Raw genomic sequence first — 21460 nt, forward strand, 5'->3', positions numbered from 1 at the left:
CCCGCACCTTCCCCGGACTGACGCCACCGCGCACCGGTGGCAGACGTTTGGTGGACGTTTGGTGGACGAACCTCAGCGCCGCCGGTGACGCCGCAGCGCCCGCAGGGCGTCGAGCTGGAGCACCCGGCGCAGCCGCCAGATGCCGGCGGCGTACCCGGCGGCGCCGAGCACCGCCAGCACCGCCAGTGTGACCGGCCCGGCGTCGACCACCGTGCGGGCCAGCAGCGCCGGTACGCCGAAGCAGGCCACCGCCAGCCCGGCGGCGGTGAGCGTGCCTCGGCCGAACGGGTGCAACCGGTACGCGTGGTGCAGCTGGACCAGCGGCACCAGGTTGGTGATCAGAATGGACACCGACCAGGCGATCGCCGCCCCCATCATGCCGTGACGGGGGATGAGCAGCACGTTGAGCACCACGTTGATCACCGTGCCGGCCAGTGCGTTGTAGAACGTCCAGGACGTCCGGCCGGCCATGTTGAGCACCGTGTCGACCATGCCGCAGCCGGTGGCCACCAGCATGGTCAGGGCGAGGAAGACGGTCACCCGCTGCCCCGCCGCGTACCCGTCGCCGAACAGGTGCAGCATCGGCTCGGCGAAGACCGCGAAGAGCAGGTACGCCGGCCAGGCCAGCAACACCAACCACCCGGTGGCGGCCTGGTAGAGCCGCCCGGCGGCGGCCCGGTCGTCACGGACCAGGTGCTCGGCCAGCCGGTGCTGCACGGCGGTCGACAGGGCCTGCCCGGAGAGCTGCCCGAGGGCCAGGAACCGGGTGGCCGCCGTGTACAGCGCCGCCTCGGAGAGCCCGCGCAGCGCGCCGAGCAGCACGATGTCGAGCCGCTGCACCGCCATCTGGGCCAGCCCGCTCAGCGCCCGGGGCCCGCTGTAGCGCCAGTACGGGGTGAACTCCTCACGCAGCGACACCGGCGGGACCCCGGCGCCGCGCTCCGCCCGGCGGACCAGCCGGGCCAACCACACGGTGCCGAAGACGGCGGCCGGGAGGTAGGGCAGCGCCCAGGCCAGCGGCAGGGCGGTGGTGGCGGAGAGGCCGAACACGGCGACCAGTCCCACCCCGGCCAGTTGCAGCCCGGTCCGGCCGAGCCGCTCGACCAGCAGCAGCGGGCGCATCTTGCCGAAACCCCGGCAGGCGGCCAGCGCGAAGTCGCAGAGCGCGGCCACCGGCACGAAGACCAGCAGCACCCGCAGCGCCCGCACCGCCCCGGACACCGGCTCGTCGAAGGTCAGCGCCACGATCCGGGGCGCGGCCCACCAGCCGGCCAGCGCGATCAGCGTGCCGACCAGCACCACCGGCAGCAGCCCTACCAGCACCGACGCCCGGATGCGCTCCGGCTGGCCGAGGGTGCGGTAGCGGCTGATGAAGTAGACCGAGCCGACGCCGGTGCCCAGCCGGGCCGCCGCGTACGCGATCATGAAGGCGCTGGTGGCGGCGAAGAAGAGGCCCGCGTCCGACATGGACCAGCCCCGGGTGACGACGATGTTCAGCCCGAACCCGGCGACCGCCGCGACGGCCACCCCGAGCAGGTTCGTCACCCCGTGCCGGGCCGCCCCGCCCAACTCGGCGGCGTTCGACCTCTGCGGCGCTACCGTCGCCACGACGGCACGCGTTCCCACCAGGCCGCCAACCGTTCGTCGTACGGGGCGAAGTGCTCCTCCAGCCGAGCCCGCAGTGCCGGGTCCATCGGCGAGCGGGACCGCGAGTTGTGCTTGCCGAACGAGATCTCCGCCCAGTGCGGCAGGCCGAGGAAGTCGCAGACCGCGTCGAACGCCGGCCGTGGCTCGGCGAAGAAGTCGTCGGCATCGATCACGTGCAGCCGGTCCCGACCGAAGATCGACTCCAGTCGTTCGAGCTGCTCGACGTAGCGCCCCCGGGTCAGGTAGGCGTTGTGCTGGAAGTGGTGGCTGTGCGCGGTCGGGTCGGCGAGCAGCCGCTCCCGCTCCCCGGCGATCCGCTCCTCCTCCAGTTCCAGAGCGCGCTCGAAGCTCTCCGTCTCGAAGCCCCGCGCCGACTCGTGCGAGTGCGCCGAGTACGCCCGCTCCACCGGGTCGCGCAGCAGCACCAGCAGCCGCACGTCCGGCAGGTCGTTGGCGATCCGCTCACCGGCCAACGGGTGGAACATGTAGTACGGGCTGGACTCGCCCGTCACCCCGCGCACCCCCACCCGGTCGCGGACCGCCTCGGCCCGGCGCACCGTCGGGAAGTGCCCGAGGTACCAGTCCAACCCCTGGTCGTAGCCGGTGTCGAAGTAGTGCACGCCCTTGTGGTAGACCGCCGGCAGCACCGCCGGGTGCTGGGCGAGGGTCTTGAACAGCGACGTTGTGCCACACCGCTGGGCGCCCACGATGAGAAAGTCGGGAGCGAGCCGCGAACCGGCGGTCAACCGGCCGTACGTCCGGCTCACCGACCGCACCGCGCGCCGCGCCTGTGCCTTGACCAACGTCACTTCGCCACTCCTCCCGTACCCGGCCGACCGGCCAGGTGATCCTCCACCGCAGGCAACAGCCAGGTGGCCACGTGTCCCAGCCGGGCGCCCGCCTCGGCCTGCCGGTCGCGCAGGTAGCGCGCCGCCAACTCGACCAGATAGAGCACCGCCACCAGCTCGGCCACCCCGGCCGGCTGGCCGAACTCCGCCAGCGCCCCGGCCGCGTCGGCGATCAGCCGCCCGGCCGCCTCGCGCGGCTCCACCCCGGCCCGGGTGATCGCCGTCTGCACCCGCCGGTGCAGGGCGTCGAACCCGAGCGGCACGTCGTCGGCGAACCGTTCCCAGTCCCAGATCAGGACCCGGCCGTCGGCCAGGGCGGCGCTGTTGCCGCCGTTCCAGTCGCCGTGCCAGGCACCGAGGTCGAGGACCGGATCGGCCCGGCGAACCTCGGCCAGCACGGCGCGCAGCCGTGCCGCCTCCGGCCGGTCGCCCAGCGCCGCCAACTCGTCGGCGAGCCGCCGGTCGTGGGCGCTGTCGGCGTACCCCCGGCGTTCGACGCCGGCGCAGCGGCTCACCGCGACCATGGCGGCCCGCTCAGCCTCGGCGGCCCGCGCGGGCGCGACTCGGGGCAGGCCCACCGGCAGGGCGCTCTGCACCAGCAGCGCGTGCCCACCCCAGGCGCCGTGGTGCAGCACCTCGGCCACCGCGATGCCGGGCAGGTCGAGCGTCGCCAGCCGGGCCAGGGCCGCGGCCTCGGCGTCGACCAGGGCGCGGGTGAGCGGGTCGACGCCGAGTTTCGCGTATCCGAGCGGATCGCCGGTGGTGTCGAGGAGCTGGACCACCGGCTTGCGGTTGGCCCGGGCCGGACCGATGTGGATGCTCAGCAGCGCCGGGCGGCCCAGCACGGCGGCGAGGTACGTGTCGAGCGCGTCGCCGCCGGCGTCGACCACCAGCCGGTCCCGGAACGCGAGCCGGCCCAGCCCGGTGCGGAACACGGTGGCCAGCGCCGCCCGGCGCAGCCGGGCCTTCGCCCCCTGCGCCTCGGTGGAGTGCCGCACCGCCCCCGCCGCCGCCCGCCGGGAGCCGACCGGGACCAACAGCCGGGGTCGCGCGGCCGACGGAACCACCGCGTAGCCGGTGCGGCCACCGCGTCGCAGCGCCGGTCGGGCCGGCGCCGGCCAGACCACACCGGCCAACTCGGGCAGGTACGCGCCGCGCGCGTCAGCGCCCGGGGGTGGGGTGAGCATCAGCGGGACCGCCGTTCGGACAGGGCGTGTGGGATTGGCGTCTGCACCGCGGCGAGCCGAGCCTCGCGGCGCAGCGCGCGCAGTTGAATGTCGTTGCGGGCGAGCAACGCCACGCTGATCAGCCCGTACGCCAGGGTGGTGTTCAGCGCGCCGTAGAGGAACTGGAAGAACAGCATGAGGATCAGCACCAGGCTGCCGGCGATGCCGATCGGGGTGTGGTCGTGCCGGAACCGCCACAGGCACCACAGGAAGAAGGCGCTGTAGCAGAACGCGCCCACCCAGCCCTGGCCGGTCAGCATGTTCCACAGTTGGCCGTTGCTGCCCAGTTCCCGGTTGCCGCACTGCTTGCAGTCCGCCGACTTGCCGATCGCGATCGACCGGTTGCTGCCGATCAGCGCCCGGTTGCCGCCGTAGCCGAGCACCGGCGAGTGGTTCGCCGCCTCCACCGCCCCGTTGGAGAGGGTGGTCCGGATGTCGTCGCTGTGCCCGTTCGCCATCCGCTCGTTGAGCAGGTTGCCCAGCGGGGAGGCGAGCACGGCCACCCCGATCAGGCCGGTGGCCAGCGCCAGCCCGACCAGGACGACGACCCGTCCGCGCAGCGCCAGCCGCAGCGCCACGTACACCGCACCGACGACCAGGCCGATCCACAGCCCCCGGTTGAGCGAGTAGACGATCGGGAAGATGGCGGCGGCCACCACCAGGTACCCGGTGAGCCTGCGCGGTCCACGCCCGAGAATCACCCAGCCGACGATGAACCAGATGAGCAGGATCGCCATGTTCTCGCCCCAGGTGTTGGTGTATTCGAAGGGGGCGGCCGGGCGGGGCGAACTGGCTTCCCCGGCGAGCACCTCCTGCACCTGGGCGACCTCGACGTGCATCAGCCGGTTGACGAACGGTTCCTTGGCGATGGCGGAGGGAAGGATGTAGTTCAGCGGCGCGACGAACTTGAGCTGGGGAAACAACGCGCCGACGTATCCGCCGACGACGGTGATCACGGCCATGAAGCCGAACAGCTTCAGCAGCCGCTTACGCGGCAGCTCGCGCTCGCTGAGGTTGAGCACGTACAGCATCGTCACGGTCAGTGCCGTGTAGTTCATCACCCGGATGCCCCAGCCGATGTACCGGCCGGACCCGCTCGGGGCGAGCGTGTTGGGTGCGGTGATGCCGAGCATCAACCCGGAGAGCACCACCCAGGCCAGCAGGATCAGCCAGAACCCGAAGCCCGGCGGCACCCTGACGTTGCCGCGCCGATAAAGCTGGAACGCCATCGGGACGGCCAGGATGGCGAAGATGAACGAGGGCAGGCCGAGGGCCCACCAGAGCGGGTAGAGCACGAAGAGCGCGGTCACCGGCCAGGATACGGGCAGCCGCATCGACCAGCGGCGGGCCTCACCGGCCAACGGGCTCTGCGGCGGGTCGGCCGAATACCGACCGGCCCGCGCCGGCTGCGGCCGGGGGTTGGGCCGCAGCGGGGCGGCCGTGGTCATGTCACGCTTACCTTGGCGGTCTTCGGGGCGTAGATCACCCAGGCCGGGCCGGCCTGCGGCCGGACCTGGTAGCCACCCCCGTCGATGACGTTGCAGACCATCTTCTGCCCGGGCTTGCTCCACGTCGCCTTCGCGCTGGACGGCCCGGACACCACCATGGCGGCACCGGAACCGTAGACGTTGGCGCCGGGCAGCGAGCGCGGGCTGGGCTTGCGGACGGTGATCGTGCGGTACTCCATCGTCAGCACGACCACCGCGGCGGCGCTCACCGTGGCCTTGCCGACCCGCCCGCGCCACAACGACTTGGCCGCGTCGTACGTCCAAGTCTGCGTCGGGTGGCCCGGCGCGGTGACGGTCAGTTTGGTGGCCGGGGTGACGCCCTGACTGGCCAGTGGGGTGCCCGGGGTGGAGTGGTCGAAGACCTGGGCCGGCGCGGCGCCGCCCGCGGGGGCAGCCTTGCGCAGCGCGGCCACGGACGCCTGCCCGGACGGGAACGCCGCCGCGCGCTTCGCCGGGGTCACCCCCGGCAGGCCCGCCGCGTCGAATTGGCTGAGGAAGCCGGTGGGCCCGCCGGCGTACCCGACGAACGGGCGCAGCACGCCGACGGTGCGGATGTCCACCGGGCGGATCTCGGCGACCGGGCCCACCCGCGCGGCGTCGCGGGACTGGTAGACCGCGGTCAGGTGCAGGCTCTCCGACTCGGCGAACTCCTGGTAGACCAGGTCGGCCTCGGCCAGCCCGACGGGGCTGGTGCCGGCGGTCACCCGCAGCGGCACCACCACGGCCTGGCGGGCGGCCACCGCCGCGGCGACGGGCTGGCCGGACAGCGGCGCGGCCGGCAGGCTCGGGGTGGGGCTGGGTCGGGGCGCCGGGGAACCCGGGTCCACCACGTTCGTGGCGCCGGGCGGCTGCTCCTCGGCGCAGCCGGTGCCGAGCGCGGCGAGGAGCACCACCGCGAGCGTCGTGCCCAGGGCCCGCCGGCCGTTCACTCCCGGTCCTTGAGCGGGTCGAGGGCCATCGAGTGCCGGCCGGGGTCGACGCCGCCGGTGTCCCGGGCGGAGCGGTAGACGGTGGACTTGCCGGCCGACTTCGACTGGGTCGTCGGCATGCTTGGCGGGGCCTGCCCGGTCGGCGGAACCTGACCGGCCGGTGGGGCCGGCTTGGCCAGGCCGGGAGCCGGGGTCGGGGCCTGCTTGGCCAGGCCGGGCGTCGGCGCGCCGGTGGAGTCCCGGGCACCGGCTCCGGCGCGGGGCAGGATCATCGTGGCCTCGAAGTTCGGTGCCCCGGGCTGGCCCCGCCCAGCCGGGGCCGGGCGGGGCAGGGGCGACGGCGGACCATCCCGGCGGACGGCCGGGGCCTGCGGGTTCCGGGCCGGCGGCTTCGCGGCCGGCGTCGGGGCGCGCTCGGTCAGCCGGGGGGCCAGCACCGCACCGAGGACCGGCGCGTCGACCTGCTCGAACTGTCGCATCGCGGCGGTGATCTCGCTGCTGCGGGTCTGTCCGGCCGCGATCACCAAAATCACCCCGTCGACGTGCCGGGCCAGCGCCTGGGCCTCCACCGCCGCCGTCGGCTGGGCCGTCTCGATCAGCACGTGGTCGAAGCGGGCGGCCAACTCGGCGAGGATCTCCAGCATGGTGGCGACCGGCAGTTCCACCTCGGTGTCGAGGTTGCCGGGGAGTAGCACCCGAAGCTGGTTCAGGCCGGGGGCGGGGGTCAGCGCGGTGAGCGCCGAGACGTCGTGGCGCAGCACGTCGGCCAGGGTGTGTCGGGGCTGCGCCCCGCCGAGCATTCCGGCCAGCGGGGAGTCCCGCTTGGTGGTGACCACCGCGACCTGGGCGCCGGTGCGCGCGTAGGCGGCCCCCAGGTTGCCGACCACGAAGCCGGCCGCCGACCCCGGGGAGGTGTCGGTGAGCAGCAGTTGGCGGCCCCGCCCGGATCTCGGCTCGGGCATGGTCGACAGCAGCACGTTGCGCAGTCGGCCCATCTCCCGGGAGACCTCGTGGGCCGCCGGCAGGATGGTCAGCCCGGTCGACCCGGTGGGCAGTTCCAGCAGCATCGGCAGGCCGAGCCGGTCGGCCACGTCCCGGCCGCGCCGGACCCGGGTGTCCAGCCGGTCCAGCACCAGGGCAAGCACGATGCCGAAGAGCAGCCCGGCACCGAGGCCGCTGGCCAGGTTCAGAGTGGTGTTCGGCGAGCTGGGCTTCCGGGGCAGCGCCGCGTCGGAGATGATCTCGCCCGGGTCGAGCGCGGTGCTCAGCAGCGGGCTCAGCCGGCTGTTCAGGCTGGCGAGCTGGTTGGTCAGCACGTTCCGGTCGGCCTCGGCGCGCGCCCGCTCCACCGAGTTCGACGGGGCCGCGGCGATCTTGCCGGCGACCGCGGCCAACTGCTTGTTGGTCTCGGTGATCTGCTGCTTGAGCGCGGTGGTCTCGTTCTCCAACGACCGGGTGGCGGTGGCCAGCCGCAGATCCAGATACGCCTGGCCGAAGGCGTGCGAACCGGCCTGCGCCGCCTCGGGGCTTCCGGCCTCGTACACGATCTGGAGCACCTGGCTGTTCGGCGGCACGGTGACCGACAGGGACCGCACCAGGTCCTCCGGCGGGATGGTCGTCTTCAACAGCGCCTGGGCGCGTTCGGCCACCACCAGGGAGCGGATCACCTGGGCCTCGGTGTCGAGGTTGACCTTGGCGCCGGGGTTGGCGTCCTGGCCGACCTGGCGGACCAGCAGCGACGTCGTCGAGACGTACGTGCGGGTCTGCACCTGGCTGACCAACATGCCGGCACCCGCGCCGAGCAGCGCGGCCACCACGAGGATCCACCACCGGCGGCGAAGCCACTCCAGGTAGGTCATCAGTGTGGGGCCGTCTGAGTCGCGCAGATCAGCGTGGTGAGGCGAGGGCATCGGGCTGTGTCGCTTCCTTTGGACCGGAACCGGCCAGTCGGCCGCGACGAGCGGCATCACGGCGGAACCCTGAGTCTCCCTGATCCGGGCGGCCAGGGGAAGCCGACGAAGGTTCGCTTTCCACCAGGGGGCCCGGGGAGGCAGGATGGGCACGTGCGGTTTTGCTACCACATCCAGAGCCACCGGTCCCCCGAGCAGATGAATCGGCTGGTCCACGCCGTCAAGCGATACAGCCCGGACAGCGTCGTGCACATTAGCCACGACGTCAACGGCGCCCCGCTGGACCTCGCCGAGCTGCGCTCCCTGTCCGACGTGGTCGTGCAGACACACGAGGGTGGTTACGGTGACTTCAGTCATGTGGACCGCTACATGGCGGCCGTCGACTGGCTGAAGGACGAGGGGGTGCAGGCCGACTGGCTGGTGAACATCACCGGTCAGGACTACCCCCTCCGGCCGCTCGGCGAGTGCGAGGCCGAGCTGGTCGACTCGGGCGCCGACGGGTTCATGGAGTACTGGGACGCGTTCGGCCCCGAGAGTCACTGGCCGAGCAGCCGGGTCCGCTCCCGCTACCACTTCCAGCACCGCCGGGTGATGCCCCTCACCCCCCGGGGCAAGAAGCTGCTCCGGCCGATCCAGGCGGTCAACCGGGTGCAGCCGCTGGTCCGGGTGCACGTGTCGTACGGGCTGGCGGTGGGTCGCCGGGCCCGCACCCCGTTCGGGCCGGACCTACGCCTGCACGGCGGCTCGGCGTTCTCCTCGCTGAGCTGGCCCGTCGTGGCCTACCTGCGGGACTACTTCGACCGGCGGCCGGACGTGGTGGCCTACTTCCGGCGCTGCCTCTCCCCGGTGGAAGCGGTCTTCCAGACCATCGTGTGCAGCGCCGACCGGTTCAACCTGGTCCCGGACTGCAAGCGGTACTTCGACTTCCGGGACAGCACCTTCAACCACCCGAAGTCGCTGACCGCCGAGGACCTGCCCCGGGCGCTGGCCAGCGGGGCACACTTCGCCCGAAAGTTCGACTACGAGCGGGCCCCCGAGCTGCTGGACACCCTGGACGCCCACCTGGCCGCCGCCACCCGTCCCTGAGCGGCAGCGCCACCCGCGGTTGAGCGCCGTCGCAACCCGCCCCTGAGCAGCGCCGTCGCCCGTCACGGGTCGGCGGCGGGCCGCCGCCGGGGCGGGACCCGTCAGCGGTAGCCGTAGCGGCGGCGCAGGGGCCAGGTCAGCGCGCCGACCAGCCGGCGGTGGCCCGGGTCGTACTCCCGGCGCCACTTCTCGTCCAGCGCCAGCGTGATCGGGCCGCTGTGCATCCGGATCCGGCCGCCGGCCACCGCGTGGGAGCCGGCCTGCTCGAACTCGTTGTCCCGCAGGAACTCCAACGGGTCCACGACGCCGGTCACGTCCTCGGTCAGCGCGGCGATCCGGCCCAGCTCCCCGCGCGGGTCGCGGACCAGGTCCTCGTACCGGACGGTGACCCGGGGGACGCCGCGGCGGGCCAGCGCGGCGACCATCGCGTTGACGGTGACCCAGCGCCGGGCGGTCAGCCGGGCCGAGCGCTGGTTCATCCGGCCCTTGGTCGAGGTGCCCTCCGGCAGCTCGACCACCTGGCTCCACGAGTACGCCACCCCGCGCGGGTCGCGCACCACATGCACCAGCCGCAGGTCGATCTGCGGGGCCCGGGCCAGGATGTACGCCAGCGAGGGGCGCTTGGTCGAGTCGACCACCACCTTCGCCCCGGACACGTCGGCCACCGCGCGGTAGAGCTTCGTCAGCAGCTCGGTGTAGCGGTCCAGGTCCCGCTGGAAGGACGGGGACGTCCGGGGGTTCAGGATCAGCGGCAGCCGGCCCGTGGCGTCGACCCGCCGCTGCAACGCCCGCACATCGGCCACGTCGATCCTCGACCACCCGCCGTACGCCCGCTGACCCACCTCGCCCCAGAACGGGCAGGCGTCGAAGTGCTCCCCACAGGCGCAGCGGAAGTTCCGCTCGACCCCGGACTGCCACAGGTAGAACAACTCGCCGACGTCGCAGTGCCCGACGAACTGGCCGAGCATCAGGTCGAGCAGGGTGGAGCCGCTGCGCGGCATCCCGCAGACGTAGAGGACGGTAACCGGTTCGGAAACCGCCCGGGTCTCGCTACCCTGCGTCGCCTCGCCCGTGTCGGTCATCCGCGATCCCTTCGCCCCGGTGGATGTCAGCGGCAGTCTAGGCGGGTGCCCGTGGAGCGGGGCACTGGCGGAAGGGTCCGCTGCCAACCATCCGACAGGTCCGATGATGGTAAGAGCCACTTATGTTTCCGGGCGGGGTGCCGATACATTGTGGCGGCGTCGCGCCGTCCGGTCGACCGCCCTCGGGGGGCGCGTCCCGGGGCGCGGCCACCGGCCGTGGGAGGCGAATGGCGTGGAACCTGGTGAAGTCATGCTCGTCGGGTCCAGCGGGGGGCACCTCGCCCAGCTGGTGGCGCTCGAACCGTGGTACCGCGACCGGGCCCGATCCTGGGTCACCTTCGACACCCCGGACGCCCGGTCGCTGCTCGGCGGGGAGGACGTGGTCTGGGCCCACCACCCCACCACCCGCAACCTGAGAAACCTGGCCCGCAACCTGTGGCTCGCCGTGCGGGTGTTCCGGGGACGGGACGTCGCCGCGGTGGTCACCACCGGTGCCGGGGTTGCCCTGCCGTTCGTGGTGGTGGCCCGGCTGCGCGGCATCCCCGCCGTCTACATCGAGGTGTACGACCGGATCGACACTCCGACGCTCTCCGCCCGGCTGTGCCGGCCCTTCCTCTCCGCGATGCTCGTGCAGTGGGAGGAGCAGCGCCGGCTCTACCCGAAGTCGACCGTGGTGGGGAACCTGCTGTGAGCCTGCCGATCCCCCGCCAGCGCGCCAACTCCCCGGCCCGCCGCACCGTCCTCGCGATGGTGGGCACCGACGTGCACTCCTTCGACCGGCTGGTCGACTGGTTGGAACGCTGGCACGCCGGCCGCGACGACCTCGCCCCGCAGGTCCGCCTCGTCGTCCAGCACGGACGCAGCCGCGCGCCCCGGTTGCCGGACGCGGCCCCGTTCCTGGCCCACGACGAGCTCCAGCGGGCGATGACCGAGGCGGACCTGGTGGTCTGCCACGGCGGGCCGGCCACCATCACCGAGGCCCGCCGGCACGGGCACCTGCCGATCGTGGTCCCCCGGGACCCGGCCCACGACGAGCACGTCGACAACCACCAGCAGCTCTTCGCCCGTCGGCTCGGCACGGCCGGGATGGTCCGGCTGGTCGAGTCCGAGGCGGACCTGGTCGCGGCGCTGGACAAGGGCATCGCCGACCCGCTGGCGTACGCCCTGGCCGCTGACCCGGACCGCAACGATCCCCGGGTCGCCGCCGCCACGGCGGTGGGCCGGATCGTGGAGGACCTGGTGCGTGCCAGCCGGGCGCCGGGGCGGCGCAGGTGGTGGCGGTGAGCGCCCGGGTGCTCTTCGTCGGCGGCCTCGGCCGCAGCGGCTCCACGCTGCTGGAGCTGATCCTCGCCCAGCACCCGGACGTCTGCGCCGTCGGCGAGGTGGTCCACCTGTGGGAGCGGGCGCTCGGCGGCGACGAGCGGTGCGGCTGCGGGGAGCGGTTCACCGCCTGCGACTTCTGGCAGCGGGTCGGTGAGCACGCGTTCGGCGGCTGGTCGGCCGTCGACCGCGACGACGTGCTCGCGCTCAAGGATGCCGTGGACCGGACCCGGCACATCCCCCGGTTGGCCCGGGGCGAGCTGCCCGCCGCCGAGCTGGCGCAGGTGCGTCGCTACGCCGACCTCTACACCCGGATCTACGCGGCCGCGATGGCGGTGACCGGGGCGCAACTCGTGGTGGACTCCAGCAAGCACGCCTCGACGGCGTTCGCGCTGCGCTGGGCCGACGACCTTGACCTGCGGGTGCTGCACCTGGTCCGGGACAGCCGGGCGGTGGCGTATTCGTGGGCGAAGCAGGTGCGCCGGCCCGAGGTGGTCGACGCCGAGGCGTACATGCCGACCTTCTCCCCGTTCACGGTGAGCAAGCTCTGGACGGCGCAGAACGCCGCGTTTCACCTGCTCGCCACCCGGGCCCCGGTGGTCCGGCTGCGCTACGAGGACTTCACCGCCGACCCGCGCGGCGAGATCTCCCGGATCCGCCGCTTCGCCGGTCTGGTCGACACCCCGGAGGCGCTGCGGGTGCTCGACCCGTCGCCCGCGCCGCTGGTGCGGGCGCACAGCATCGCCGGCAACCCGCTGCGGTTCAACGCGGGCCCGCTGCGGGTGCGGCAGGACGACGCCTGGCGGACGGCCCTGCCGTCGCGCAGCCGGGCGATGGTCAGTGCCGCGACGCTTCCGCTGCGGCTGCGATACGGATACGTCGGCCTCGGCCGCCCGGGCTCCACGGAGGCACCATGACCGAGTCGATGAACCAGCACCCGTCGGTGACCGCGGTGGTCCCCACCCGGGACCGCCCGGAACTGTTGCGTAAGGCCCTCGACGCGATCCTCGGCCAGGACTACCCCGGCCCGGTCGACGTGGTGGTCGTCTACGACCAGTCCGAGCCGGACCGTTCGCTGGCCGACGACCCCCGGATCACCGTGCTGGTCAACCAGCGCACCCCCGGCCTGGCCGGCAACCGCAACACGGGCATCCTGGCCGCCACCGGCGAACTGGTGGCGTTCTGCGACGACGACGACGAGTGGCTGCCCGGCAAGCTCGCCGCGCAGGTGGCCGCGCTCGCCGCCGCACCCGACGGAGCGTTCGTGAGCTGCGGCATCCGGGTCGACTACGACGGCCGCCAGGTCGACCGGGTGCTGCCGGTCCACCGGGTGCCGCTGGCCGCCCTGCTGCGGGACCGGCACACCGAGCTGCACCCGTCGACGTTCCTGATCCGCCGCGACGCGCTGCTCGACGGGATCGGCCTGGTCGACGAGGAGATCCCGGGCAGCTACGCGGAGGACTACGAGTTCCTGCTCCGGGCCGCCCGGCACGCCCCGCTGGTGAACCTCGTCGAGCCGTACGTGACGGTGCGCTGGCACAAGCGGTCGTACTTCGCCCAGCGCTGGGAGACCATCTCCATCGCGTTGCAGTGGCTGCTCGGCCGGTACCCGGAGTTCGCCACGGTGCCGGCCGGCGAGGCGCGGGTCACCGGGCAGATCGCCTTCGCCCAGGCGGCGATGGGCAACCGGGGGGAGGCAGTCCGCTGGGCCCGGCGCACGCTGTCGCGCAACCCGCGGGAGCCGCGCGCGTACCTGGCTCTCGCCGTGGCCAGCCGGGCCGTCGACCCCGACCGCATCCTGCGCACGCTGCACAAGCGCGGCCGGGGGATCTGAGCGACGCCCCGGGCCTGGGTGCTGCCGCCGAGCTTCAGGAGGCGGCGCACCAGGCCCGCCAGGCCTCCCGGCTGGGTGCGTCGGAGAGCCGGAAGTCGCCCCCGGAGACCTGGTAGTCGTAGTAGGCCACCCACAGCGGCCGCTGCCCGTCGAGGTACTTGCTCATCGCCCGGATCCAGGTGGCCCGCCCGGTGCCGCTGTCGCCGGCGACCCGGACGCTGCCGGTCTCGGCGAGCCCCCACGGCTTGCCCAGCGCCTTCGACTTGGCGATCATCGGGCCGAAGACCTGCGCCGGGTCGGTGTACCGGTTGAACTTGCCTCCGCTGTTGTAGCAGTCCCAGCCGAGCACGTCGATCGCGCCGCCGCCGGGCCAGTAGTTGTCGAAGGTACGGCCGGAGTTCGGGTTCAACGTCCAGCACATCAGGATCAGCGTGGCGCGCAGCCGGGCGTTGTCGGCCCGGTCGGCAAGGCCGGCGAGGCGCTGCCACGCGGCCCGGAACTGCGCCGCGGTGTAGGAGCCCCGGGCGATGTCGTCCTCCGGCTCGTGGAAGTACGACCAGTAGACGTCCAGGTCGCGGGGGACGGAGCGGAACCAGGCGGCGAGCCGCGTGTCGTGCTTCCCGGCGGCCACCTCGCCGGGTGGCGCCTTGAACGAGACCACCACGGTCCGGTCGGCGGCGTCGGCGCGGCTGCCGGACCAGGACGGCGGCAGCCCGGGGTAGAAGACCCGGACCATCCGCAGTGGCCCGTAGCTGCGGTCGGAGCGGGCCAGCCCGGCGGCGAAGCTCTCCCCGTTCTGGAGGTGGATGCTCGCCCCCGGAAGGGTGTTCCGTCCGCCCGGGAACACACCGGCCTTCGCGCCGCTGCTCGTGCTCGGGCTCGGCGAGCCGGCCTTCGGGCTGCTGCCGAAGCCCTCGGTGCCGCCGGGGGTCGGCCGGGGGACCGGGGCGGCCGGGCCGAGGCCCGCGCCCTTGGATGCGGCGTCGGTGACCACCGGGGCTGGCTGCCCGGGCAGGTCACCGTTGGTGGCCAGGGCGACCGTGGTGCCCAGCGCCACTGCGCCGGCGGCCACCGGCAGCAGCCACCACCGGCCGAGCCGGCGGCGCGGGGGCCGGCCGGGGCCGGCGGTTTGGGTGGCGAGCGTGGGCGCGGCGGTGGGGCCGGGACTCATGACGCTCCTCGGATCGGTGGTGCCGGGCTGTCGCGCGGTCGAGCGACGGGACCCGGCCGGACGGCGACGGGTGGGCCGGGCGAGCCGACTCGCCCGGCCTGCCGGTCAACGGTAGCGGTCGATGGCCGCCAGCAGGTGATCCGCGTGTTCCGGGCGGCAGACCAGCAGGTCCGGAAGGCGTGGGTTGTCCCGGTTGTAACGCAACGGCGAGCCGTCGATCCGGGACGCATGCATGCCGGCGCCGAGGGCGACCGCGACCGGGGCCGCCGAGTCCCACTCATACTGGCCCCCGGCGTGCACGTACGCGTCGACCTCGCCGGTCACCACCGCGCAGACCTTCACCCCGGCCGAACCCATCGGCACCGCCCGGGCACCGATGCCCTCGACCAGTTCGCTCACGAACGCGGGCGGGCGGCTACGGCTCACGGCGATCCGCAGCGGACCGTCGGCCGGGGGCGGGGTCGGCATCCGGGTGCCCAGGACCTGCGGGGCGCCGTCCGCCCCGGTGCGGGCCGGCATGCCGACGGCGCCGGCCACCAGCGCGCCGTCCGGGCCGGCCGAGCGCTGCCAGAGCGCCACGTGCACCGCCCAGTCGTCGCGCCCGGCCTCGGAGAACTCGCGGGTGCCGTCCAGCGGATCGATGATCCAGACCCGGTCCGCGTCGAGCCGGCCCGGCCGGTCCCCGGCGGACGGGTCGCCGGACCAGGCCAGCCGGCTGTCGGTCTGCTCCTCGGAGAGCACCGCGTCGGCTGGTCGCCACCGGGCCAGGGCGGTCGACATCAGGTCATGGGAGGCCTTGTCGCCGGCGTTCTTGAGGGCCGCCGGGTCGGCGAAGCCCTGCTCCGCGCGGAGCGCGGTCAGCACCGCGCCGGCCTCCTGGGCCAGCCACTGCGCGAATGCCTGGTCGTCGAGCCGACCCGTACCGTCCTCGGTCACGTGAACCTCACCACTCCTCCGGTGCCACCGTCGCCCCTCGGCGCCGTGCGGACGCCCATCCTTCGGCGGCCGCGGGGACACGGCCAGCCACCGGTCCGATAATCGACAACGAGAGTGTCGCTCACCGCGGGCACTCTCCGCGTCGGCCGTTCCGCCGCCCGTCGGCCGCCCGTCGGTTGCCCGCATGTTGAACTTGGCGTGTATCCCGGTCGGATCGCCCGGGCCAGGCCCTAGGCTCGTCCGCATGACCGCCGAGCAGCTGATCTCCTTCGCCCGTGGGGCTCCCTCGCTGGACATCGTCGATGTCGAGGGGCTCAAGGCCGCCGCCGTCCGCGCCTTCGACGCCGACCCCGCCGGGGTCACGGCGTACGGGACCTCCGTCGGTTACCCGCCCCTGCGGAAGTGGATCGCCGAGAAGCACGGCGTCGGCGCCGACCAGGTGCTGGTCACCAACGGGTCGCTACAGGCCGACGCATTCCTCTTCGACCACCTGGTCCGGCCCGGCGACGCGGTCGTGGTCGAGCGCCCGACGTACGACCGGACCCTGCTCAACCTTCAGCGGATGGGCGGCGAGATCCACGGCGTGTCGATCCAGCCGGACGGGCTGGACACCGCCGAGCTGCGCAAGCTGTTGGAGGCCGGGGTCCGCCCGAAGCTCGCCCACGTCATCCCGAACTACCAGAACCCGGCCGGGGTGACCCTCTCCCTGGAGAAGCGGCGGGAGCTGCTCGATCTGGCGGCAGAGTACGGCTTCATCATCTTCGAGGACGACCCGTACGCCGACATCCGCTTCCGGGGCGAGCCGCTGCCGTCGATGCTCTCGCTGGACACCCGGGGCGTGGTGGTGCACGCCTCCAGCTTCACCAAGACGGTCTGCCCGGGTGTGCGGGTCGGCTATCTGATCGGGGCGGCGGACCTGATCGCCGACATCGCGAAGAGGGCCACCAGCCTCTACATCTCGCCCGGCATGGTCTCCGAGGCGATCGTGCACCAGTTCTGCGTCTCCGGCGACATCGCCCGGTCGATCGAGACGGTCAGCACCGCACTGGGCGAGCGCGCCCGGGTGCTCGCCGAGTCGCTGCGCCAGCACCTGCCCCAGGCGCGGTTCGTGGAGCCGGATGGCGGCTACTTCCTCTGGGTGGAGCTGCCGGAGGACGTGCTGGTGGACCGGCTCGCCCCGGCGGCGGCCGAGCGGGGTGTGGCGGTGGTGAAGGGCAGCGACTTCCTGCTCGACGGTGGGCAGCACGCGTTGCGGCTGGCGTTCTCGGCGGTCACGGCGGACCGCATCGACGAGGGCGTTCGTCGCCTCGCAGAGGCGATGGCAGCCGTTCGTGGCTGATTTTCTGTCAGATTTCTGACAGAAGTGCGTTGTCGGCCGGGTGGGGGCTCCCGCCCGGCCGGTCCACGGCCCACAATTCTGCGAGCGCCACTCACGTCACTCGGCCCACCTGCCCCGATGCGGGCGGGGGCCGGGTCGGCCGGCGGCGCACGCAGCACCCACCCCGCCCCAAGGGCGCCGGGTGGGCCGGGTCGCCCCTCACCCCCCTGACGCGACTCGGCCCACCCGGCTCCGCCCTACCGGATGCCCGTCCGGCACTCGCTGGGGCGGGGGTCGAGCGAGACCGGGCCGCCCGGGGCGGGCGTAACCTGCAACCTGCGGCGGCGTACGGCCGACGCGGCAGCGCGGGGAGGGGGTCGCCATGTCGGACCGGGCGGAGCGGAGCCGGACCACGTCTCCGGACAGCTTGCGGGTGATCAAGCCCCGGGCCTGGGCTCCCGTGCGGGCGATGACCCGGATCCTCAACGCCGACGGCAGCCAGCGCGCCCCCGAACCGGCCGGGCCGGGCCGCAGCGCGATCATGGACTGCGGGCTCTACGTCGATGGGAAACGGCAGTCCGGCGACTGGCACCCTGCGGAGGCGCTGGCCGCCGCCCGCCGCGAGCGCGGGTTCGTCTGGATCGGTCTGCACGAGCCCGAGTTGGCCGAGATGACCGCGATCGCCGCCACCTTCGACCTGCACGAACTGGCCGTCGAGGACGCGGTGAAGGCCCAACAGCGGCCCAAGCTGGAGCGCTTCGGTGAGGTCAGCTTCCTGGCGCTGCGTACCGCCCGATACTGCGAGCACGCCGAGTTGACCGAGAACTCGGAGGTCGTCGAGACCGGCCAGGTGATGCTCTTCATCGGCCCGAACTTCGTGATCAGCATCCGGCACGGGGATGCCTGTCGGCTCGCCCCGGTCCGCGCCGACCTGGAGGCCAAGCACGAACTGCTGGAGCACGGCCCCTGGGCGGTCGCGTACGCGATCACCGACCGGGTGGTCGACCTCTACCTGGAGGTGGCCGACCGGCTGGAGGACGATCTGGACGTGCTGGAAGCCGACGTGTTCGACCGGCAGAGCAGCGGCCGGATCCAGCGGATCTACCAGATGAAGCGGGAGCTGGTCGAGTTCAAGCGGGCGGTGGTGCCGCTGCAACGGCCGCTGATGACCCTCACCGGCCAGGCCAACCGGGAGATCCCGCAGGAGGTGCGGCGCTACTTCCGGGACGTGCAGGACCACCTCAGCCGCACCGTTGAGCAGGTCAACTCCTACGACGACCTGCTCAACTCGATTCTCCAGGCGCGGCTGGCCCAGGTCACCGTCGACCAGAACAACGACATGCGCAAGATCGCTGCCTGGGCCGCCATCGCCGCGGTCTGGACCGCGATCGCCGGCATCTACGGCATGAATTTCGAGAACATGCCGGAGCTGAAGATGACGTACGGCTATCCGGTCGTGCTCGCCCTCATGCTCACCTTCTCGCTGGCGCTGTACCGCTGGTTCCGCCGCAACGGCTGGCTCTGAGCCGCCGGCACGGTCTCTTCACGCGCCGGGGCCCGCGAACGCCCGCGGCGCGGGACGACGGGGGCCGTCTCCACGCCGCGGGTGGCGGGGCCAGGGTCAGCGACGGCCGCCGGACCCGGCGGTGTTCTCCTTGCCGAGCGCCTTGCTGAGGTCGTCGGCCGGGCGGCCGGAGACATCCCGGGCACCCCCGGCGACCGAGGGCACCTTGTCGTTCGGGTGGATCAGCGGCTGGATGCCCGGGGTGCTGGTGGAGGCGCTGTCGCCGCCGGCCACCGCCGAGCTGCCGGCCCCGGTCGGACCGTCGGCCACCGGCGAGCCACCGGACATGATGGACGAGTCGGTCACCTTCGCGTCGTTCGCCGACGGGGTCTCGACGACCAGGGTGTCCACCTCGTCGCGTACCGGCTCCAGCGTGCGGGTCGGGTCGTACTCGGCCCACTCCTGCTGCTCCCGGCGCCGGCGCATGGCCATCGCGCCGGCCAGGCCGGCGACGGTGCCGGCGGCCAGCAGGCCGGCCATCATCCCGCGCGACGTCTTGCGCTGCTTCTTCCGCCCGAGCTTCGCGCTCTTGGCCTTCACCTTCTTGCTCACCGCCGTCTGCTTGGCGGCGGCGGCCTTCCTGCCGGTGACGACCTTTCCGGCCGCCTCGGACTGCGCGTTGCGAACGGCCAGGGCCAGTGGCGCGAGGGTCGCGACCGTCGACGCGAGACCGGTCGACGCCCGGTCCCGCACGACCAGAGCGGTCGGCGCGACGGCGCCGCGGGCCGCCTGGACCCGCGGGCCGACCGTGGCCCCGGCACCCTTCGCCGCGTACGTGGCGGCCTGCCTCAGATGACCGATGCCCTGGTTCAGCTCGAACTTGGCCAGCTGCCCCTGCGTCTTTCGCCGCCCGATTCCAAACACGGTCCCACCTCCTGGGAGTTGTTCCTCCGTCATCCTCCACCTTCGGATGCCTCCGCACTGCCAGATCGGGCACATGGGAGGATCCGCATGGAACTGACCAACGATTGAGGAGTACCCGTGGCCGAGGCTGTCTACGCCACCTTGCACACCAACGCTGGCCCGATCCGGCTGGAGCTCTTTCCCAATCACGCTCCGAAGACGGTTCGTAACTTCGTGGACCTGGCCGAGGGCAACAAGGAATACACCGACCCGACTACGGGTCAACCGGGCAGTGGCCCGTACTACGACGGCACGATCTCGCACCGTGTCATCAGCGGTTTCATGATTCAGATGGGTGACCCGACCGGCACCGGTCGGGGTGGCCCGGGCTACAAGTTCGGTGACGAGTTTCACCCGGAGCTGCGCTTCGACCGGCCGTACCTGCTCGCGATGGCGAACGCCGGGCCGGGCACCAACGGCTCGCAGTTCTTCATCACCGTCTCGCCGACCCCGCACCTGAACAACCGGCACACCATCTTCGGTCAGGTGGCCGACGAGGAGTCCGTGAAGGTCATCGATTCGATCGCCAGCACCCCGACCGGCCCGAGCGACCGCCCGCTCTCCGACGTCGTCATCGAGCGGGTCGAGATCGAGCGCACCCCGGCCTGACCGGGGGGCGAGGTACCTTTGCTCGCATGACTGAGCGCCCCTCCGGAGCCGGGAGGCTGCTGCCGTGAGTGAGTCCCCGCCGACCACCCCGGTCTGCTTTCGGCATCCCGGCCGGGAGACGTACGTCCGGTGCACCCGCTGCGACCGGCCGATCTGCCCGGACTGCATGCGGGACGCCTCGGTCGGCCACCAGTGCCCCGAGTGCGTGAACGAGGGACGCCGTAGCGTGCGGCCGACGCGTACCGCCTTCGGCGGCGGTACCGTCGGCCGCCACGGCTACGTCACCAAGGCCCTCATCGGGCTGAACGTGCTGCTCATGCTGCTCTCCATCGCCTCCGACCGGGGTGGGGACGCGGCGGCCGGCGGCTCCGGCTTCGGCGGCCTGATGGGCGGCAGCACCCCGCTGACCGACTGGGGCTCGGTGCTCGGTCAGGCCATGTTCCCCGACGGCGGCGTGCACGGCATCGCCCAGGGCGAGTGGTACCGCCTGGTCACCGCGATGTTCCTGCACTACGGCGTGGTGCACCTGCTGCTGAACATGTGGGCGCTCTGGGTGCTCGGCCGGTCGCTGGAGGCCAACCTCGGGCCGCTGCGCTTCGCCGCCCTCTACCTGGTCGCCGGCCTTGGCGGGAACGTGGCCGCGTACGTGTTCAGTGCCGAGAACGCCGCCACGGCCGGCGCGTCCACCGCGATCTTCGGCCTCTTCGCCGCGCTGATCGTGATCGAGCGCCGGATGGGGCGGAGCATCTCCTCGGTGCTCCCGATCCTGGTGATCAACCTGGTCTTCACCCTGACCGTCCCGGGCATCTCCATCCCGGGCCACCTCGGCGGGCTGGTGACCGGCGCGATGGTGGCGCTGTTGCTGGCGTACGCGCCCAGGTCCCGGCGCGGGCTGATCCAGGGTGCCGGCACCGTGCTGGTGCTGGTGGCGCTGCTGGGCATCGCGGTTGTCCGCACGGCGATGCTCACCGGCTGACCCCCGTCCCCGGGTGGGCCGGCCGCAACCCGTCCCGCCCGTGCCCTGATCGGCGCCGTGCCGCCGTAGCAACGGCGGCGTCTGTGCCGTGGAGTCAGGACGCCTCGGCCCGGGCGGCGCGCAGCGCCTCGGCGACCTCGTCGGGCGGGGCGCCCAGGTCGTAACGGCCGAACAGGTGCAGCGACTCGCCCGCGTCGATCTCGAGGAGTTCGGCGGAGAGGCCGAGCCGGGTTCGACGGTCGACGGTGATCGCCTCTACCGCGCCCCAGGCGAGCCGTCGCCGGCCGGCGAAGCCCCGGAGCACCGTGATGCCCGCCGGGTCGACGGCGAGCCGTATCGGCGCCAGCAGGTCCCGCGCCGCCCAGCCGGCCAGCCCGACGGCCGCCACCGCGGCCAGCACGAGTCGCACCCGGTCACCCTCGGCGAAGAGGAGCCCGAGCCCGACCAGCACCGCCGCGCCGACCAGCTTGACCACCGGCAGCACGGGCGGCACCCGCCACTGCCGTACCGCCGACGACGGTTCCGGGCTCGACGACGATTCGGGGCTCCGCTCTGGCCGCATCCCTACAGCATGCCCTGTCGGGGCAGTCCCG

Annotated in this window: 20 protein-coding genes; 9 read left to right on the plus strand and 11 right to left on the minus strand. The window is 73.1% G+C overall.

Translation table 11 applies throughout. The annotated features are described in order from the left end of the window. Positions 1-72: 72 nt before the first annotated feature. Genes SNR22_RS24480 through SNR22_RS24505 form a run of 6 tightly spaced genes read right to left on the minus strand, consistent with a single transcriptional unit; the run spans position 73 to position 8017 of the window. Positions 73-1626: a lipopolysaccharide biosynthesis protein gene (locus tag SNR22_RS24480; RefSeq protein ID WP_320068996.1), complete on the minus strand. Its 1554-nt coding sequence runs from the start codon at positions 1624-1626 to the stop codon at positions 73-75. After that, positions 1596-2456 carry a sulfotransferase domain-containing protein gene (locus SNR22_RS24485; protein ID WP_320068997.1) on the minus strand — a complete coding sequence of 287 codons (861 nt, stop codon included), beginning with the start codon at positions 2454-2456 and terminating at the stop codon, positions 1596-1598. Before SNR22_RS24485 ends, SNR22_RS24480 begins: the two co-directional genes overlap by 31 nt. Next, on the minus strand, positions 2453-3682 hold the full coding sequence (locus SNR22_RS24490) for a hypothetical protein (protein ID WP_320068998.1): 1230 nt from the start codon (positions 3680-3682) through the stop codon (positions 2453-2455). Before SNR22_RS24490 ends, SNR22_RS24485 begins: the two co-directional genes overlap by 4 nt. After that, positions 3682-5169, minus strand: coding sequence for an O-antigen ligase family protein (locus SNR22_RS24495; protein ID WP_320068999.1), 1488 nt, complete (start codon positions 5167-5169; stop codon positions 3682-3684). The genes SNR22_RS24490 and SNR22_RS24495 overlap by 1 nt, the downstream gene beginning before the upstream one ends. After that, positions 5166-6158: a DUF3048 domain-containing protein gene (locus tag SNR22_RS24500; RefSeq protein ID WP_320069000.1), complete on the minus strand. Its 993-nt coding sequence runs from the start codon at positions 6156-6158 to the stop codon at positions 5166-5168. The genes SNR22_RS24495 and SNR22_RS24500 overlap by 4 nt, the downstream gene beginning before the upstream one ends. Continuing rightward, positions 6155-8017, minus strand: a complete 1863-nt coding sequence (locus SNR22_RS24505; RefSeq protein ID WP_320069001.1) for a lipopolysaccharide biosynthesis protein — start codon at positions 8015-8017, stop codon at positions 6155-6157. Before SNR22_RS24505 ends, SNR22_RS24500 begins: the two co-directional genes overlap by 4 nt. Positions 8018-8221: 204 nt before the next feature. On the opposite strand from SNR22_RS24505, the gene SNR22_RS24510 reads away from it, so the two are divergent. Continuing rightward, a complete protein-coding gene (locus SNR22_RS24510; RefSeq protein WP_320069002.1) occupies positions 8222-9154 on the plus strand; it encodes a hypothetical protein in 933 nt (310 codons plus the stop codon). A 101-nt stretch (positions 9155-9255) separates the two neighbouring features. Here SNR22_RS24510 and SNR22_RS24515 read toward each other — a convergent pair whose 3' ends face one another. Next, a complete protein-coding gene (locus tag SNR22_RS24515) occupies positions 9256-10236 on the minus strand; it encodes a sulfotransferase (protein WP_320069003.1) in 981 nt (326 codons plus the stop codon). A gap of 250 nt (positions 10237-10486) precedes the next feature. Between SNR22_RS24515 and SNR22_RS24520 the strand changes: the two genes are divergently transcribed. The 4 genes from SNR22_RS24520 to SNR22_RS24535 are packed head-to-tail and all read left to right on the plus strand — an operon-like array spanning position 10487 to position 13390. Beyond that, the gene (locus SNR22_RS24520; protein ID WP_320069054.1) at positions 10487-10927 is read left to right on the plus strand and encodes a UDP-N-acetylglucosamine--LPS N-acetylglucosamine transferase; all 441 of its coding nucleotides are present in this window, start codon (positions 10487-10489) and stop codon (positions 10925-10927) included. Between the two features lie 56 nt (positions 10928-10983). Next, positions 10984-11520, plus strand: a complete 537-nt coding sequence (locus SNR22_RS24525) for a glycosyltransferase (RefSeq protein WP_320069055.1) — start codon at positions 10984-10986, stop codon at positions 11518-11520. Next, positions 11508-12473, plus strand: a complete 966-nt coding sequence (locus SNR22_RS24530) for a sulfotransferase (protein WP_320069004.1) — start codon at positions 11508-11510, stop codon at positions 12471-12473. Before SNR22_RS24525 ends, SNR22_RS24530 begins: the two co-directional genes overlap by 13 nt. A gap of 8 nt (positions 12474-12481) precedes the next feature. Beyond that, positions 12482-13390 (plus strand): glycosyltransferase family A protein, encoded by a 909-nt coding sequence (locus SNR22_RS24535; RefSeq protein ID WP_320069056.1) that lies wholly within the window; start codon positions 12482-12484, stop codon positions 13388-13390. Positions 13391-13424: 34 nt separating this feature from the next. Here SNR22_RS24535 and SNR22_RS24540 read toward each other — a convergent pair whose 3' ends face one another. Together SNR22_RS24540 and SNR22_RS24545 are read right to left on the minus strand one after the other, a co-directional pair. Continuing rightward, the gene (locus SNR22_RS24540) at positions 13425-14561 is read right to left on the minus strand and encodes a hypothetical protein (protein WP_320069005.1); all 1137 of its coding nucleotides are present in this window, start codon (positions 14559-14561) and stop codon (positions 13425-13427) included. Between the two features lie 105 nt (positions 14562-14666). After that, the gene (locus SNR22_RS24545) at positions 14667-15497 is read right to left on the minus strand and encodes a 3'(2'),5'-bisphosphate nucleotidase CysQ (protein WP_320069006.1); all 831 of its coding nucleotides are present in this window, start codon (positions 15495-15497) and stop codon (positions 14667-14669) included. Positions 15498-15741: 244 nt separating this feature from the next. On the opposite strand from SNR22_RS24545, the gene SNR22_RS24550 reads away from it, so the two are divergent. Further along, positions 15742-16836: a PLP-dependent aminotransferase family protein gene (locus tag SNR22_RS24550; protein WP_320069007.1), complete on the plus strand. Its 1095-nt coding sequence runs from the start codon at positions 15742-15744 to the stop codon at positions 16834-16836. A gap of 361 nt (positions 16837-17197) precedes the next feature. Then, positions 17198-18340, plus strand: a complete 1143-nt coding sequence (corA, locus tag SNR22_RS24555; protein ID WP_320069008.1) for a magnesium/cobalt transporter CorA — start codon at positions 17198-17200, stop codon at positions 18338-18340. Between the two features lie 96 nt (positions 18341-18436). Here the strand turns inward: corA and SNR22_RS24560 are convergent, their stop codons facing one another. Then, the gene (locus tag SNR22_RS24560; RefSeq protein ID WP_320069009.1) at positions 18437-19276 is read right to left on the minus strand and encodes a hypothetical protein; all 840 of its coding nucleotides are present in this window, start codon (positions 19274-19276) and stop codon (positions 18437-18439) included. A gap of 84 nt (positions 19277-19360) precedes the next feature. Between SNR22_RS24560 and SNR22_RS24565 the strand changes: the two genes are divergently transcribed. Continuing rightward, positions 19361-19891 (plus strand): peptidylprolyl isomerase, encoded by a 531-nt coding sequence (locus tag SNR22_RS24565; RefSeq protein WP_320069010.1) that lies wholly within the window; start codon positions 19361-19363, stop codon positions 19889-19891. A gap of 64 nt (positions 19892-19955) precedes the next feature. Then, a complete protein-coding gene (locus SNR22_RS24570) occupies positions 19956-20867 on the plus strand; it encodes a rhomboid family intramembrane serine protease (RefSeq protein ID WP_320069011.1) in 912 nt (303 codons plus the stop codon). A 94-nt stretch (positions 20868-20961) separates the two neighbouring features. On the opposite strand, the gene SNR22_RS24575 is transcribed toward SNR22_RS24570, so the two are convergent. Next, the gene (locus SNR22_RS24575) at positions 20962-21429 is read right to left on the minus strand and encodes a PH domain-containing protein (protein ID WP_320069012.1); all 468 of its coding nucleotides are present in this window, start codon (positions 21427-21429) and stop codon (positions 20962-20964) included. Positions 21430-21460 lie beyond the last annotated feature (31 nt).

The organism is Micromonospora sp. RTGN7 (genome assembly GCF_033804645.1).
Taxonomy (GTDB): domain Bacteria; phylum Actinomycetota; class Actinomycetes; order Mycobacteriales; family Micromonosporaceae; genus Micromonospora.